The following is a 15842-nucleotide window of genomic DNA, read 5'->3' as shown; positions in this document are numbered from 1 at the left end:
GCGTGGAACCCGCTGCTGGGGACGCTGCGCCGGGCACCCTGTACATCGGCGTCAGCACCAAGATGTACATGGGCTACGCCCACAGCCTGGCGTGGTTGGAACAGTTGGTGGCAGAAGTGGACGCCCGTCCGGCCCTCGCGGCCGGGCGGGTGGTCCCGTTCGTCATCCCGTCCTTCCCGCTGTTGCCCGCGGCCGCGCGTTTGATTGAAGGTACCCCGTTGGTACTGGGCGCGCAGAACTGTGGTTGGGCTGACGGCCCCTGGACCGGTGAGGTGTCACCCTCCATGCTCGCCGAGCTCGGGGTGGGCCTCGTGGAAATCGGGCACGCCGAACGGCGACGCTGCTTTGCCGAAGATGAGGCGATGATTGCGCTCAAGGTGGGCGCCGCCGTCGACGCCGGGCTGACGCCGTTGTTGTGCGTGGGGGAGACAGAGGTCCTCGAGCCCGAGGCAGCGGCGGACACCGTGTTCAGGCAAATCAAGGAAGCCGTATCCGGCGACTGGTCCATGGCGGGGCGACTGGTCATCGCCTACGAACCCGTGTGGGCGATCGGTGCCCCGGAGCCGGCATCGGCTGGATACGTTGCGCAGGTAGTGGGCGCGCTGAGGGGATCGCTGGGCCGGCACGGACTCGCCGGGCTGCCCATTATCTATGGCGGCTCAGCGAAACCCGGTTTGCTGCCGCATTTGACGGGGATTTCCGGGCTCTTCCTTGGCCGCTTCGCCCACGATGCCGCGAACTTCGGCCTGGTGCTGGACGAAGCCCTCGCCCTCGCCCTCCCTGACTGAGTGGCAACTGTCAGCTACCTGGGCTGGCAGAGGGCAACGAAGCCGCCCAGGTTTTCGAGACCTTCAGGATGCGTCGGGAGATAGTTGGTCAGTTCGGGCGAACGCACGACGACGGCCCTCCACTGTCCGCGCGAGACCGCCACGTTGATGCGGTTGCGTGAGAGGAGGAATTCCATGCCGCGCGGGACTTCACCTGCAGCCGAGGCAGCCATGGACACGATGACCACGGGCGCTTCCTGACCCTGGAATTTGTCCACGGTCCCCACGCGCACCTTGCCCAAACCCGCTGAACGGAGCTCGTGCTTGATCAGCTGGACCTGCGCGTTGTAAGCCGCCACTACCAGGATGTCGGTCTCCTCGAGGGGCCGGCGGTCCGGTGAGACCGAAGGGTCCAACCAGGTCAAGCCGAGGTGTGCTTGGACCTGCCGGACCACTTCTGCAGCTTCTTCGGGGGAGTGCGTCGAGTTACCGGTGTGCGGGACATGGACGCAGGCAATCCCCGGACCGGCACCCTCCACCTGACGATCCTTGGCCGCGGGGGCTGCCTCCAGCCTGTTGTCGTAGGAGAGCTCTGAAACCGCGCTGCATAGTTCCGGATGCATGCGCCACGACAACGCCAGGAAGTACCCCAGTTCGGCCGGCAAGGTATTGAAGCCGTCTGACAGCCAGCCCAGCGCCGACTCATCGACTGGTTCCGGGTGCTTGCCCTGGGTCACCTGCGGCAGCTGCTGCGGATCACCCAGGAGGAGCAGCCGTTTAGCCGCCCGGCTCACGGCCATGGTGTTGGCCAGCGAGAACTGCCCGGCTTCGTCGATGACCAACAGATCCAAGGATCCCGGGGGAACAGAGCTGCCCACCATGGTCCATGCGGTGCCGCCCATCAAGGCTCCGCCCTGCGTGGACAACAGCTCTTCGACGTCGCCCTTGGCGCATTGCGTCCACGGTACGGGGTCGTCGTGTTTGACTTCCTTGGCCACCCGCTGGGGATCCACTCCGGCTTTGTCCACCGCCGCGCAGAGCATGTTTTCCACGACGGCGTGGGACTGGGCCACCACCCCCACCTTCCAGCCCTCGGCGACCAAGCGGGCGATGACATGTGAGCCGACGTAGGTCTTGCCGCTGCCCGGGGGTCCCTGGACTGCCAAGTAGGAGTCGTCCAAGTCCTTGACAGCGGTGGTGATCGCGTCAATATAGCCGTCCGGCCCTGGTCCGACGGCAGGCAACGACGGGAGGGAGCGAAGCTGCGGAGGCTGCCTTCGTACCAAGTCCAAGGAACAGTCCCGCGGCCACGCCGGCAGTGAGGCACTGAGCTTCGTGGCCAGCCCCGCGAGGGCGGCCCTCTGTCCGTCGGTGGAGATGGGGCTGTCCGGGGCCAGGGCCATGGGCAGTTCGGTGTATTCGGCTGCGCCGCGCGGGAGTCGTTCGGAAATGGTGACGGTCTCGGCGTCGTCTGTTTCCCCTACTTCGATGACCTCAGTGCCGCTCCAACCGGCGCGGCCGAGCACGGATGACTCCTTCGGGGCCAGTGCCTCGGGCAGGGGAGAGTCGAACATGCGGAAGTACTTCTTGCCGGGCTCCAAGCCTGAGCCGTCCCCCGAGCGGCCGATCAGTTGCGAGACACGCACGGGGTTCTTTCGCGGTGTTGGTTTGGCCCAGTCCTGCAGTACCCGGGCATGCTCCACGATGAAGATGTCGCGGCCCTCGTCCCACTGCGATACGGGCTTTTCCAGACGGTCGAAATGCCCCCACCAGTGCTGCTTGTCTTCGCGACGGTGGTACCCGACACCAGCGGCGACAATTGCTACGGCACGGGCGTCGGCAGAGCCACGCTCATCCGCGGGCAGTGCCGACAAGTACTCCAGGAGCGCGGTTTCTTCGGGTGCAGCCTCGTATTTCTCCGGCTCTGTTGGGGGCCCATCGTCCACCGGGCCGCCCGGCACGATGGAGCGCTCGGCGGCGCGGGCCAGCAACCAGTTACGCAGTTCCAGCGTCGACAGGCAGTCGTACTCGTTGTAATCGCGGATGCCTTCCAGGATAACCGCGGCTTGTTCGGCCTCCCCGTTGTCCCGTGCCGTGCAGTAGTCCGCGTAGGCAACCACGGAGGCGCCGGCGTCGGTGACCTCGCCGGAACGCAGATGCTGGCCCATGTACAGGGGCTCCAGCTTCTTGATGCTGTACGAATTCTCCGAGACCCGGATACTGTGCCGGACGGTGTCATAGAGGTCCACCAGGACGCCCTGGCGCAGGAGGTCGTCGACGGCGGTTTCACCCACCACGTGCGTCAGGGACAGGTTGCGGAGGGCAGTCTTCTCGTAGGCAGCGTAGTGGTAGATGTGCATGCCGGGATATTGCGCACGCCGCTTGGCCACGTAGTCCAGGAAGTCCACAAAGGCTTGGCCTTCCTCGGCCCGGGAGTGCGCCCAGAAGGGCCGGAATACCGGGTCGGCGCCAGGTTCCACGGGATTCTCGATCACGCCGAAGAGGTACTCCAGACCCCACTTACCGGTCGTGGGGTCCTGCCACAGAGGATCGCCCTCGAAGTCGAAGAAGATGTCACCGGGATCCGGTGCGGGCAACCTGCCGAGGGTGTTGTCCGGTAGCACGTTGTAACTGACGGCCTTGGCCTCACCGGTCTTGTCCGTGTAATTGACGGTTCCGTCCGGGGTGCCTGTGCCCGTTTGCAGTTGGGCTTGCCCGCGGAGCCTGAGCAGCGTTGAATCGCCGGTCGCCGGAATGGCTGCCAGCTGATCGATGGTGGTGATGCCGGCTTCGATGAGTTTCTTCCGGCGGCTGATGCGCATGCCGGCCACCATGAGGAGGTCGCGGTGCAGTTGGACCTGTTCAGCGCAGTAGTCGCACCGGCCGCACGCGGAATACCGGGCGTCGCCCCACTCGACGGGGTGGCCGGCCAGGACATGTGCCCCGGTCATGGCGAGGAAGCGTTCCCGGCGTTCCCTGAACACCGGAAGGATTTGTGCCAAGGGGTGGTCGCTGTGGACCCGGTCGCCCAGCACCAACGTGACGGTGGGATCCGGAGTGATGCCCGCTTTCAGGAGTTGGTCTCCGTAGGCTGCAAGCTGTAGAAGCGCTGTGACCTTGGCATGACGTGCCAACTTGGTGTCGAACACGGCATAAAGCCCGCCGGGCTGCTTCACCAGGAAATCGGACCGCCCATGGAATTGGCCGTCGAAGAAGGCAGCTTGGAACACGACGTCGGCACCGGAGCGCAAGGCGTCAATGGATTCGGCATGCTTGGCCGAAAGGGTGGCGCGGTCCATGGCTTCGGCGGGGACGACGTCGTAAACGCCCTTTCCGGTGGCCGGGTCCCAGTGCCCAAACTCAGCGACAAACTCATCCAGGACCCGGTGCTCGTGGACATCGCCCAGCGCGGCGGTGCGCTCCAGCATGGCGTCCGCCGCGAAGTCCGGTTTTGGCGACAGGCCGAGTTTTTCGTCGAGCTTCCGGAGCAGCTGGTACTCGCAGGTTGCCGCAATGACGAGGTCACTGGCTGAGAAGACCAGGTCCTGCGGGGCGTCCGCACTCTCCGGATCGAGAAAAAACACAGCGACCCACCTTCCTTCCACACCACGTGAATACCTTGTAGCCAAGCTATCAGCGGGCCCTGACATTTTAGGCTCCGTCCAATCCTGGCGCAGCGACCATAGACTGCACCCATGACCGAATCAGCCCGTACCCCGGACCCTGCGTTCGAAGCCGCGTACCACGCCGCGCAAAAGAGCCTCAGCGAGGGCGGCATTCCCATCGGCGCCGCCTTGGCCCGTGATGGCAAGGTCATAGCCAGCGGACACAACGAGAGGGTGCAGCATGGAGACCCGATCGCGCACGGCGAGATGTCGGCGCTCCGAGCCGCCGGACGCCAAAAGACGTATCGCGACACCACGCTCTATACAACCCTGGCACCGTGCGCGATGTGCACGGGAACCATCATCCAATTCAAGATTCCGCGCGTAGTAGTAGGCGAAGCCGAGACGTTCCCCGGCGAGTTCGACCTGCTGCGTTCCCGCGGCGTGGAGGTGGTGGTCCTGGACGACCCCCGCTGCGTGGACATGATGCGGACCTTCCAGCAGGAGCACCCGGAACTCTGGGCAGAGGACATCGCGGAATAGCCGCCAGGGGGATGGCCTGAACCGTCTGGTCAGGGGTACCGGCCGAGCGTAGGCTGAAATCATCGGCGCCCGGAGCCGAAGGACCCGTGCCGAAGGCCCCGCGTCGATCACCCCAATCGATGAAGGAGGACCCATGAGTGCCGTACGTGAATTCATGACGACGAATGCGCAGTGCATCGCCGAGGATAAGTCTCTTCAGGAAGCCGCCATGCTGATGAGGGATCTGGACTGCGGTTCACTCCCCATTTGCGGCACCGACGGCAAGCTCACCGGCTTCATCACCGACCGCGACATCGTGGTCAAGTGCGTGGCCGAAGGCAAGGACGCCCGCGAAGTCCTTGCCCGTGAGCTCGCCACCGGCAAGCCCTACTGGGTTGATGCCGACGCCAGCGTTGACGAAGCCGTCGCCATGATGGAGGACCACCAGGTGCGCCGCCTGCCCGTCATCAGCGATCACAAGCTGGTAGGCATCATCAGCCAGGGCGATATTGCCCGCAACCACTACGCAGAACAGCGCCTGGGCGAAATGGTGGAGCACATCTCCGCCAAGGAGCATATGGCCCACTGAGCTTGCGTTAACCAATCCAGCCGCCGCGAGGCCCTCCTTAGAGGAAGGCCTCGCGGCCCGTTCCTTCACGCAAGACGAGTTCGCCCTCTTCAATGGAGACGATCAGGCTCTTCGGCTTTCCGACGAGCTTCTTCGTTGCGCTGAGTTGTCGGCTCCTCACCTCTACGCCCACCGTGGCGCCCTTGGCGGGCAGTTCCACAGTGACTTCGTCCGCCATCCCCAGCAGCAGTTTGGTGGAGATGCCGCGCTCGGACAGGGCTTCCTTGCCGTTGACAGTCACGGTGACGTCATCGGAATCAAACCCTTCCCGGAGGATGATGAGCAGTTCCTGCATGGTCCAACTACAGCACTAACGGCGTCCGTGGGATAGGCCTTCCCGGTCCCGCCTTCGGAAACTGTCGGTCGCGTGAGGCAAACTGTCATGGTGACTTCAAATCTCCAACACCAGTCAGCTGATTCCGCCATCCACGCCCAAATCGCCGCCGAATTGGGCGTCAAGGCCTGGCAAGTCAAGGCTGCGGTGGAACTGCTCGACGCCGGTTCCACCGTTCCCTTCATCGCCCGCTACCGTAAGGAAGTTACCGGGACGCTCGATGACACCCAGCTGCGCGATCTCGAGGAACGCCTCAGGTACCTGCGTGAGCTGGAAGAACGTCGACAGTCCGTCCTCGAGGCGATTGCCGCCCAAGGCAAGCTGACTCCGGAACTGGAAGCCGCCGTCGTCGGCGCTGATACCAAGGCGCGGCTGGAGGATATCTACCTGCCCTTCAAGTCCAAGCGCCGCACCAAAGCCCAGATCGCCCGCGAAGCCGGGCTGGAACCGCTGGCCGACACCCTGCTGGCCAACCCGCAGCTGGACCCGGCCACCGAGGCCGCAAAATACCTGAACGCCGAGCATTCCATCGAGGATGCCACCACGGCGCTCGCCGGTGCCCGCGCCATCCTGGTGGAGCGGGTCGGGCAGGACGCCGACCTCGCCGAGGACCTGCGCGAACGCCTCTGGAAGCAGGGGCGCATGGTGTCCCGCGTCAAGAAGGGCATGGAGACGGAGGGCCAGAAGTTCAAGGACTACTTCGAGTTCACGCAGGTGCCGTCCGGCATGCCGTCGCACCGCGTCCTTGCGCTGTTGCGTGGTGAAAAGGATGGCGTCCTTGAACTGGATCTCGCCGAAGCGGACCCAGCCGACGACGACGCACTGGCCGCCGCCCGCGGGAAGTATGAGAACGCTGTGGCCGCGTGCCTCGGGGTCGCCAACCAAGGCCGTCCCGCCGATGCCTGGCTGACGCAAACCGCCCAACTCGCCTGGCGCGGCCGCATCCTGGACCGCCTCACGACTGACCTGCGCGGGCGCATGTTCGCCGATGCCGAAGATGAATCCGTCCGCGTCTTTGCTGCCAACCTGCGTGACGTGCTGCTGGCCGCACCGGCCGGTAACCGGGCCACGCTTGGCCTCGACCCCGGGTTGCGCACGGGCGTGAAGGTGGCCGTGGTGGATGGAACGGGCAAAGTGGTCACCACGGACACCATCTACCCGCACGCCCCTGCGAAGAAGTGGGACGAAGCCTTGGCCACGCTTGGCCGGCTCGCCAAGCAGCACAACGTGGAACTCGTGGCGATCGGCAACGGGACGGCTTCCCGCGAGACGGACAAGCTGGCCACCGAGCTGATCAAGTCACTTGAAGCTGCCGGCTCCAAGGGAATCCAGAAGCTTGTCGTCTCCGAGGCCGGGGCTTCCGTCTATTCAGCCTCAGCCCTGGCCGCCTCTGAGCTTCCGGGAATGGATGTCTCCCTGCGTGGCGCTGTCTCCATCGCCCGCCGCCTGCAGGATCCCCTCGCCGAGTTGGTCAAGATCGAACCCAAGTCCATCGGTGTGGGCCAGTACCAGCACGATGTCACGGCCGCGAAGCTGGACCGTTCGCTGGATGCCGTGGTGGAGGACTGCGTGAACGCCGTGGGTGTGGACGTCAACACGGCATCGCCTGCGCTGCTCAGCCGCGTGGCCGGTGTCGGTCCTTTGTTGAGCGAGAACATCGTGGCGTACCGGAATGAGAACGGGCCTTTCGCCAAGCGCAGCGACCTCAAGAAGGTTCCCCGATTGGGCGCCAAGGCGTTCGAACAGTGCGCCGGCTTCCTTCGGATCACCGGGGGAGCGGAGCCTCTGGATGCGTCCAGTGTGCACCCCGAGGCATACTCCGTGGCACGCAAGATCCTGGTCGCAGCTGGTGGCGGTCCGGCCACGGCGTTGGATCCGCAGGCCTTCGTGGACGGCACTTTCGGCCTGCCCACGGTCAAGGACATCATGTCAGAGCTCGAGAAGCCGGGCCGCGATCCGCGACCCGCGTTTAAGGCAGCCTCGTTCTCCGAGGGTATCGAGAAGATCTCCGACCTCAAGCCCGGCATGATTCTTGAAGGCACGGTCACCAACGTGGCCGCTTTTGGTGCGTTCGTGGATGTTGGAGTGCACCAGGACGGACTGGTCCACGTGTCCGCCCTGTCCACCAAGTTCGTTTCTGATCCCCGCGAAATCGTGAAGTCCGGCCAAGTGGTCCGGGTCAAGGTCCTCGAGGCCGACCCCGAGCGCAAGCGCATCTCCCTGACGTTGAGGCTCGACGACGAACCCGGCACCGGGGGCGGCCGCACCTCAGGTGGGCGTGCTTCGGGTGATGGCCAGCGCCCTGGAGGACAGCAGGGGCAGCGCGGCGGCCAACACGGTCAGCGAGCTGGAGGTCAGGGCGATCGCCGCGGTAACCAGGGCCGTCCGCAGCAGGGCGGGCAGCGTCAGGGCAAGCCCCAGCAGGCACCGTCAGCGCCCGCCAACACGGCAATGGCCGAGGCGTTGCGTCGGGCGGGACTGGGGAAGTAGGGCCTAGGAGCCTGCGGTCCTGGCTTCCCACACCCCTGCACCCAAGGGCTGCAGCGCTGCGGGAAGCCAGCGACCGATCCGCGCAAAGGCTTCCCGCCGGATGGGTTCGGGTGACAGGAAGATGTCGTGGAGCGCGTTCGGTAGCCGGCTGATGGTGACGGTGTCCGCCAGGGAAAGTGACCGGTGGGCCACGGCGTCGACGTTGAGGGCCACGTCCGCGGTGAGTGCGTCGGCGGACCATTTTGGCTGCAGGTAGCTCTTGTCCGAGAGCATCACCAACACCGGAACGTCGATGCCCAGGCCCGCCGCGACGGTCGCTTGTCCACGGAACACCGCGTCAAGGAACGCCGGGGTGAGGGGGAAGCCCCGGTCCGGACGCCACTCGAGGTTGTAGTCCCATTCGCCGTCCAACGCAGCGGAAACAGCCCGCGTGTAAATTCCCGGGTCCACCGGCGGCAGTGGGGTCAACGGGTGCAGCCGTGCATGCAGGCCGAGCAAGGGCGCAATCGCCCGCCGGCCGAGCTCCGTGGCTTGGAACTCCAGCCAAGGACTGTTAAGGATCAGTGCCGAAGCTGCCCCCGGATGGCGGTGGGCCCACAAGCTCAGGGTCAGCCCACCGGTCGAGTGCCCCAGCAGGATCAGGGGCCGTTCCGAAACCCCCGAGCGTCCCATGGCCTCCAGCGCCGCGCCGATGTCGGCGTCGTAGTCGGCCAGGTTGGTGACGAAACCCGGTACCAGTCCGGGCCGTAGGCTGCGGCCATAGTTGTGCAGGTCCAAGGCGAAGAACCGCGCACCGGCGTTGTGCCAGAACTCGGCCACATGGCGTTGGAAGAAGTAGTCGGACCAGCCGTGCACGTAAAGGACATCGGCGTCCAAACCGCGACCGTCCAGGTCAGGCTGCGCGTGGGAAGCGGCGCCGACGTACCTCACCAAGGTGGCGACAGCGCCGCCGTCGAGCTCTAAAGTTTGTTGCTCGAAGCCGTCCCCAAGAATGTCCGGTTCCCACGGCTGCGTCATGCGTCCTTTTCCTTCTGCCAAGGCCAGCGGCCGGTGATCTCCAGCTCAAGGGAGAAGCTGAGGAACGTCCGGATCAGCACGATGATCGCCAATACCCCGACGCTCTCGAAGGTGGGGGTGACGGCGACGGTTCGGATGATGTCGGCGGCCACCAGAAGTTCCAGGCCCAGCAAGATGGACCTGCCCAACAACTGCCGGTAGGCGCGGTACGGGGAGAACGGTTCCAGGCCGCTGGCGCGTTTGGGTTGGTATCCACGGAGGGCCATGGGGATGGACACCAAGGCGCCGATCACCATCACCGCCACCCCGGCGAAGTCCATGTACCGGCCGACTGCTTCGATGATGTGCTGGAAATCCATGGCCCTCCCCGGTTAGCTGCGTGCCTCCACCGTCTCACAAACCAACGACGGCGGCAGCCAGGTTCCGGTGTTACCGAACCTGACTGCCGCCGTCGTGAACCTGCAAACGCTACAGCGCGGGCGCCGGGACCCGGTAGAACACGCGGGGATCCTGCAGGAGCGCCGGGTAGTCGAAATCGGAGCGCTTGATCACGTTGGTGACTTCGAAGTTGCGGGCGAAGCGTCCGTCAACGGTGATGGGGCGTCCTTGGATGAGGCCGACGGCGAAGACCTGGCCGCCGTCGAACGGAACCGCGATCTCGGTCTTGCCAGGCAGGGTGTTGAACGCCTGCTCCTGTGCCTGGCGTTTGCGCGTGGGCTTCTTTTCCTTCGGCGCGGCGGGACGCTTCTTGGGCCCACCAACCTGCCTGCGGGACTTCTCCTCGGCGTACACGAATTCGTACTCGTCGGGGTCCGAAACGGGCTTCGCCTTGCCGTGTGGGGGCATGCTGACCGTGGTGAGTTGCTCCGGGCGGATTTCCTCCACTGGGGCGCGCAGGATCCAGAGGCTGTCCTCTTCGGGTTCCTCGGGGTGGAACTCGTGCTTGGGCTCCGGCCACACGTATTCCAGTTTTTCATCGGTGCCCGGGAACAGCTGGGTGTAGAACTTGGGGTCCTTGCCGATCAGCTTGGAGCGGTGGCTGAGGTGCAGGTCCTCGTGTCCGAGCCATGGCGGCATGATGATCCTGGACGCGTAGTCCGGGTGGGCCGCCTGGGGTGCGAACTCCGCGATGTTGGTGCGGGTGTTGTCCGGGTGGCCCCGCTCCATCCATTCGTCGGCCATCGCCAAGCCGTACAGGGTGAGCGCCGGGACGTGGCCCATCCACATTCGCACGGCCGGGTGTGACTGCCAACCGTACTCCGGGATTACCAGCGCGCGGAGGACCTGGAGTGCTTCGACGCGCTGTTTGCCGAGCCTTGAGGTGTCGAGCGCCGCGGCGCTCTCACGGAAATCGGCGAAAGGGAGGAAAGTCTGCATCCTTTCAGTTTGAGGGTGCCGGGCTTGAGAACCAAGTTGAGTGCTCCGGGACACGTACGGCGATGGGGCCTAGAGTTGTCGGGTGGAAACTTTTGGCGAGAAAACTACAACCACGGCGCCCCCGGTTGCCGAACTGCACCTGCACATCGAAGGGACTCTCCAGCCAGAGCTGATCTTTGCCCTGGCTGAACGCAACGGCATCGAACTGCCGTATGAAGACATCGGGGAACTCCGGGAAAAGTACGAGTTCACTGACCTGCAATCCTTCCTGGACCTCTACTACGCCAACATGGCCGTCCTGCAAACCGAACAGGACTTCACCGACATGACCCGTGCCTACCTGAAGCGCGCAGCCGCCGGGGGAGTGCGCCATGCGGAAATCATGATGGACCCCCAAGCCCACGTTTCCCGGGGTGTCGCACTGGAAACCTGCGTGAACGGGGTGGCCAACGCCCTGGCAACCTCCGAAGAGGACTTCGGCGTTTCGACCCTGCTCATCGCGGCTTTCCTGCGGGACATGTCCGAGGATTCGGCCCTTGAGGTGCTGGAACAGCTCCTGGCCATGCACGCACCCATCGCCGGCATCGGGTTGGACTCTGCAGAGGTGGGCAACCCGCCGTCGAAATTTGAACGCCTGTACCAGCGCGCCGGCGAGGCCGGGCTGCGCAGGATCGCCCACGCGGGTGAGGAAGGACCGGCCTCCTACATCACGGAGGCGCTGGACGTCCTCCACGTCGAGCGCATTGATCACGGCATCCGCTGCATGGAAGATACGGACGTTGTTCAGCGACTTGTCGCCGAGCAGGTGCCGCTGACCGTTTGCCCACTGTCGAATGTGCGCCTGCGCGCGGTGGACAAGCTGGAAGACCATCCGCTCCCGGAAATGCTCGCCATCGGCTTGAACGTTTGCGTAAATTCAGATGACCCGGCCTACTTCGGTGGGTACGTGGATGACAACTTTGAGCAGTTGGTCAAGGTCCTGGAATTCTCGGTACCGGAGCAGGCAACCTTGGCCGCGAATTCCATCCGGTCCTCGTTCGCCAGCGACGCCCGAAAGGCGGCGCTGTTGGACGAAGTCACGGAGTGGGTCAAGGCCTCCGTGCCGCACCCCTGAGCCTCGCGTGGGCACGGCAGCCGAGACCCGTAGATCACTTGCGGCGACTGTGATGTCACACTCGGTCACGACACACGGTGTTTACCTTCAGCAGTCGTGGGAATTAACAAATCATTGGCAAACTGCTGTGGAGTAACCACCGTTGAAGGAGAAGCATGGGCGCGAACACCGCCGAAAACACCAACCTTCGTCTGAAGGCCGTACTGGACATCCTCGCTGAAAGCGTGTGGTCCGGGACTTCACTGAACGCCGGGGAGGTATTGGCTGAGGCGATTGCCCGCGTTCCCTTCAACGACCACGAAGCGGAGCTCCTGAGTGGCGGCATCCCGCGCGGCCACAAGACCCTGACGTCGGCTTCGGCGAAATTGGTCAAGGCCGGGTGGCTGGTCAAGGGCCGATCCGGTTGGACCATTCCCGAGGACGGCCTGCGCGCCACAGTCGCTTTCCCTGACGTGGCGGCTTTCGCGGCAGCGCTCGACGCTGGAACGCCGGTACCAGCCGACGTTCCGGTTCCGACGGCCCCGCCAGTGAAGCCTGCGGCGAAGAAGGCAGCAACCAAGCGGGCTGCAGCCAAGAAGGCGGCTCCTGATGAAGTGGCCGAGCCGAAGGTTGCCGCTGCCAAGGTGTCCGCACCCAAGGCCAAGGCAGCTGCTGCAAAGGCTGAGCCGGCCGCGAAGAAGACACCCCGCAAGGCGCCGGCCAAAGCTGCGGGAGCTACCGCCGTCGAGACCGTGCCGCAGCCGGACGCCGTCGCGGTGGCGGGCGACTTCAACACCATCCTGGGTGCGCCCGAGGACTGGGCGCCGCAGTACGACGAAGCCCAGATGGAGTTCAACCCGTTGGTTCAGGTGTGGACGCTAACGGCTGATCTTCCGGCCGGGCACTACACCTACAAGATCGCCTTGAACCGGTCGTGGGATGAGAACTACGGTGCGTTCGGCGCCCGTGACGGCGCAAACCACGAGTTGAACCACGACGGCGGTCCCGTCACCATCACGTACAGCCACGTGACCCGGGACATCGTGATCGGCTAGCTCTTTCGTTCGCTGGAACCCGCCCTTGTTCGTGGCGCCTCCCGTTGTACGGGGTGCGTGACGGAGGAGGGCGGGACTCGTTAAGGTGGGTCCATGGAGGCAGACACGGTCCGGGTTACCGCGCGCATTTCGGGCGTGGTCCAGGGTGTGGGCTTTCGCTATTGGACTGCCCGGAAAGCTGACGAGTTGATGCTCAAAGGGACTGTGCGGAACGCTTCGGATGGTTCGGTGGAACTCGTGGCCGAGGGGTCTGTGGAACGTGTTGAGCGTTTCACGAGCTGGCTCCATTCCTCGCATGCCCCGGGCCATGTGGAGACCGTCGACTTCCAGCTTTCCGAGGCCACCGGGGAGTTCGACGACTTCCGGATCGTCGGGTAGCAGCCCTAAGTTCCCGGCGACCCAGTCATAAGCCCGGATTCCTTCGCTGCCAGGAGCAGTTCTTGGTCATAGGCAACCAGCACGTCCGCTTGCAATCTGATGGCGGTTGCAAGATGGATGGCGTCTGCGCTCCGAAGTTGCCTGGGCAGGGCTGAGGCAAACATTGCGTCCGAGCGGGTGACATCCACAAGATTGATGCCCGTGCGGACATCGTTGACTTGGTCAAAGGGCAGGTCGCGGCGGCGTGCTGCGCAGTGAAGCTCAGTGTAGAGGAGCATCGACGTCACCACATGGCCTCCGGCCGCACGGACTTCATAGAGGTGGGCGGCCAGTGCTTCGGATTCACGCTCCTCCACCACAAGCTTCAGAATCGCGGATGTATCGGCGTAGATAATCACCGATCGCCACGCAGGTCGGCCAGAATCTCGGCCGTGGAAATTTCACTCTTGACCCGCGGCAGGATCCGGAAGTCGACCGGCGGGTCAGAGGCAGGCCGCACGCTGCCGGCTCGTAGGAGGCGTTCGAACGGGGACGCGGACGGTGGAATGAGCGTGGCAGCGATCTCGCCGTTGTTGGTGACGTCGATGACCTCACCATTCTTGACGCGTTCAAGGATCCTGCTGCTCTGGTTGCGCAGTTCGCGGTGCGGAATAGTTGTCATGGTTAACTTCCGTAGCAATCGGAGCAGCCGAACGCACGGAGGCATTGGTGGCAACGACCAGAGAAAAGCAATTGGCAGACTATTTGGTTGCGGAACCTGACGCGAGCGAGATGCGCGTCGCCTCGATGTAGTGCTCCAACGGCTTCAAGGCCGGCTGCGACGAAGCATCCCGGACGGCGTCCGCGCCAACAGCATTCGCCACGGCCAGAGCGTGCGCGTACTCCAGCCCGGACTGGAGTGCCAGGACCAGGGCTGCGCAGAAAGCATCCCCGGCGCCGATGGTGTTGGCAATATCGGTGACCCGCACGGCCGGGGCTTCGGCGACCCGTTCGCCGTCGACAAAGATGGCCGAGCCGTCGCCGCCGTAGGTGACGGCCACCAGCGGGGCGTTGCGCAGGGCGGGGATCAGTTCATACTCTGTCTCGTTCACGATCACCAGGTCGCACCGTTCCAGCAGTTCGGGAATGATCGGCGCAGCGGGGGCGGCGTTCAGGGCGAAGAACCCCTGGGCCAGCCGGGCGGCTTCCAACACCACGGCCTGGTCCACTTCGAGCTGGCAGAGGACGGCCTCGTCGCCGCCGAAGGTCACACCGTCCAGGGCCACCGAGCCGTTGGCGCCGGGGCACACGACAATCTGGTTTTCGCCTTCGCTGTCTACGAGCACCAGCGCTGTTCCCGTGGCCGCCTCCACCCGGGCAATGTCCTGGACATCGACGCCGGCACTCGCCATGGCGGTGATGAGGCTGAGTCCGGCGTCGTCCTGGCCGACGGCCCCCACCATACGGGACATGCCCGCCAGTCGGGCAGCTGCTACGGCTTGATTGGCTCCCTTGCCGCCGGGCTGCTGGCGGAGCACGCCGCCGCCGACGGTTTCACCCGGCGAGGGGAGCCTGTCGGCGGTGGCTGTGATGTCGAGGTTGATACTGCCCACCACAGTGAGCGAGAACAGGGAAGAGGGCGCGGCGGACCGCAGGGACGTGCTCATGGAAGGTCCTTTTCGGGATAGCGGGGAGGGAATCAGGAGGACTGGATCACGGAAAGATGGCCGGCTTTGGCGGCCACGAGGCATTTGGCCAGGTAGAACGGGGAGCCGTTGCGGCGCACGTACTGGGTCAGGACCAGCACGGGGTCGGAGGGTCGGAGGCCCAGCAGCTTTGCGCGGCTGGGTCCGGCCGTGCTGAGGCTGATCTCGCATTCTCCGGGTCCAAGGGAAACTCCGGGGAGCCCGCCGAGGATCTCCAGGAGGGTTGACGCGGAAAGGGTGGGAGCCTCTGCAGCTTCGGCGAGCGCTTCCGCTTCCGGGATTCCTTGGGCCACGTTCTCCTGCAGGTGTGCCACAGGTTCGCCGTTCCGGATGAGCACGCTCTCCCAGAACCACACATCCTCATCGGGCTGGACACCGATGCCCGGTGCCACGAATTCGGAGGCTGGTTGCTTGATGGCCGCGACCCGTTTGACCTGGATGTCCTGGTCCGGTCCGCCGAGGAGCTGGTCGAACGGGCGGATGTGTTCGATGCCGATGCGGGGGAGCGAATCCGCCACAAAGCGTCCCACTCCGCGCCGTGCCCGCGTCAGGCCGTCTTCTTCCAGCAGCATCAGCGCTTCCCGGATCACGGTGCGGCTGACGTCCATCATGGTGCCCAGTTCGGTCTCTGTGGGGAGCAGGGAGCCGGGCGGCAGGATCTTGGTGCGGATCGCTTCGGCGATGCGGGAGTAGGCCGCGACGCGCAAAGGCTGCCCGGGTTGGGTGGCGATGGGTCGGGACAGGAACTGGACGGCGTTGTCGGTCAAGGGTGCCTCACTTGAGATGGGTTACCGATACTGTACCGGATGACTGTGATAGGTTGCACAAGCTCGTAATACATGCTTGTATAACAACTCACATCTCGTGGCGCCGCCCCGCGCCCTCGGACAA

Annotated in this window: 16 protein-coding genes; 7 read left to right on the top strand and 9 right to left on the bottom strand. The window is 64.7% G+C overall.

The annotated features are described in order from the left end of the window. Positions 1–2: 2 nt before the first annotated feature. A complete protein-coding gene (locus tag QF015_RS05265; protein WP_429387553.1) occupies positions 3–788 on the top strand; it encodes a triose-phosphate isomerase family protein in 786 nt (261 codons plus the stop codon). 14 nt (positions 789–802) lie between these two features. Here QF015_RS05265 and QF015_RS05260 read toward each other — a convergent pair whose 3' ends face one another. Further along, complete coding sequence (locus QF015_RS05260; protein WP_429387551.1) at positions 803–4351, bottom strand: TM0106 family RecB-like putative nuclease; 3549 nt, start codon at positions 4349–4351, stop codon at positions 803–805. A 111-nt stretch (positions 4352–4462) separates the two neighbouring features. Between QF015_RS05260 and QF015_RS05255 the strand changes: the two genes are divergently transcribed. Both QF015_RS05255 and QF015_RS05250 read left to right on the top strand, forming a co-directional pair. Next, positions 4463–4915, top strand: coding sequence for a nucleoside deaminase (locus QF015_RS05255; protein WP_310202070.1), 453 nt, complete (start codon positions 4463–4465; stop codon positions 4913–4915). Between the two features lie 133 nt (positions 4916–5048). Next, positions 5049–5483 carry a CBS domain-containing protein gene (locus QF015_RS05250; RefSeq protein WP_310202068.1) on the top strand — a complete coding sequence of 145 codons (435 nt, stop codon included), beginning with the start codon at positions 5049–5051 and terminating at the stop codon, positions 5481–5483. Positions 5484–5520: 37 nt separating this feature from the next. Here QF015_RS05250 and QF015_RS05245 read toward each other — a convergent pair whose 3' ends face one another. Continuing rightward, positions 5521–5817, bottom strand: coding sequence for a hypothetical protein (locus QF015_RS05245; protein WP_310202066.1), 297 nt, complete (start codon positions 5815–5817; stop codon positions 5521–5523). A gap of 87 nt (positions 5818–5904) precedes the next feature. On the opposite strand from QF015_RS05245, the gene QF015_RS05240 reads away from it, so the two are divergent. Next, positions 5905–8346: a Tex family protein gene (locus QF015_RS05240; RefSeq protein WP_429387547.1), complete on the top strand. Its 2442-nt coding sequence runs from the start codon at positions 5905–5907 to the stop codon at positions 8344–8346. Positions 8347–8349: 3 nt separating this feature from the next. On the opposite strand, the gene QF015_RS05235 is transcribed toward QF015_RS05240, so the two are convergent. The 3 genes from QF015_RS05235 to QF015_RS05225 form a co-directional block, all read right to left on the bottom strand. Further along, positions 8350–9363 carry an alpha/beta hydrolase gene (locus QF015_RS05235; protein WP_429387545.1) on the bottom strand — a complete coding sequence of 338 codons (1014 nt, stop codon included), beginning with the start codon at positions 9361–9363 and terminating at the stop codon, positions 8350–8352. Beyond that, a complete protein-coding gene (locus QF015_RS05230) occupies positions 9360–9722 on the bottom strand; it encodes a DUF1622 domain-containing protein (protein WP_429387543.1) in 363 nt (120 codons plus the stop codon). Before QF015_RS05230 ends, QF015_RS05235 begins: the two co-directional genes overlap by 4 nt. A gap of 109 nt (positions 9723–9831) precedes the next feature. Next, positions 9832–10740 (bottom strand): MSMEG_6728 family protein, encoded by a 909-nt coding sequence (locus tag QF015_RS05225; protein WP_429387540.1) that lies wholly within the window; start codon positions 10738–10740, stop codon positions 9832–9834. Positions 10741–10822: 82 nt separating this feature from the next. Here QF015_RS05225 and QF015_RS05220 point away from each other — a divergent pair, with 82 nt between their 5' ends. The 3 genes from QF015_RS05220 (at position 10823) to QF015_RS05210 (ending at position 13266) form a co-directional block, all read left to right on the top strand. Further along, positions 10823–11854 carry an adenosine deaminase gene (locus tag QF015_RS05220; RefSeq protein WP_429387537.1) on the top strand — a complete coding sequence of 344 codons (1032 nt, stop codon included), beginning with the start codon at positions 10823–10825 and terminating at the stop codon, positions 11852–11854. A 155-nt stretch (positions 11855–12009) separates the two neighbouring features. After that, positions 12010–12888: a glycosidase gene (locus tag QF015_RS05215; protein ID WP_429387534.1), complete on the top strand. Its 879-nt coding sequence runs from the start codon at positions 12010–12012 to the stop codon at positions 12886–12888. Positions 12889–12981: 93 nt separating this feature from the next. Then, positions 12982–13266 carry an acylphosphatase gene (locus QF015_RS05210; protein WP_429387531.1) on the top strand — a complete coding sequence of 95 codons (285 nt, stop codon included), beginning with the start codon at positions 12982–12984 and terminating at the stop codon, positions 13264–13266. 5 nt (positions 13267–13271) lie between these two features. On the opposite strand, the gene QF015_RS05205 is transcribed toward QF015_RS05210, so the two are convergent. The 4 genes from QF015_RS05205 to QF015_RS05190 all read right to left on the bottom strand — a co-directional run bounded on the left by QF015_RS05205 (position 13272) and on the right by QF015_RS05190 (position 15718). Then, the gene (locus QF015_RS05205; RefSeq protein ID WP_429387529.1) at positions 13272–13664 is read right to left on the bottom strand and encodes a type II toxin-antitoxin system VapC family toxin; all 393 of its coding nucleotides are present in this window, start codon (positions 13662–13664) and stop codon (positions 13272–13274) included. Beyond that, positions 13661–13927: a type II toxin-antitoxin system Phd/YefM family antitoxin gene (locus QF015_RS05200; RefSeq protein ID WP_429387526.1), complete on the bottom strand. Its 267-nt coding sequence runs from the start codon at positions 13925–13927 to the stop codon at positions 13661–13663. The genes QF015_RS05205 and QF015_RS05200 overlap by 4 nt, the downstream gene beginning before the upstream one ends. 79 nt (positions 13928–14006) lie before the next feature. After that, on the bottom strand, positions 14007–14912 hold the full coding sequence (locus QF015_RS05195; RefSeq protein ID WP_429387524.1) for a ribokinase: 906 nt from the start codon (positions 14910–14912) through the stop codon (positions 14007–14009). A 32-nt stretch (positions 14913–14944) separates the two neighbouring features. Continuing rightward, positions 14945–15718: a GntR family transcriptional regulator gene (locus tag QF015_RS05190; RefSeq protein ID WP_310202044.1), complete on the bottom strand. Its 774-nt coding sequence runs from the start codon at positions 15716–15718 to the stop codon at positions 14945–14947. Positions 15719–15842 lie beyond the last annotated feature (124 nt).

The sequence above is a fragment of the Paenarthrobacter sp. TE4293 genome, assembly GCF_050435325.1.
Lineage (GTDB): Bacteria > Actinomycetota > Actinomycetes > Actinomycetales > Micrococcaceae > Arthrobacter > Arthrobacter nitroguajacolicus_C.
This window is presented reverse-complemented; position numbering and strand designations above follow the sequence as displayed.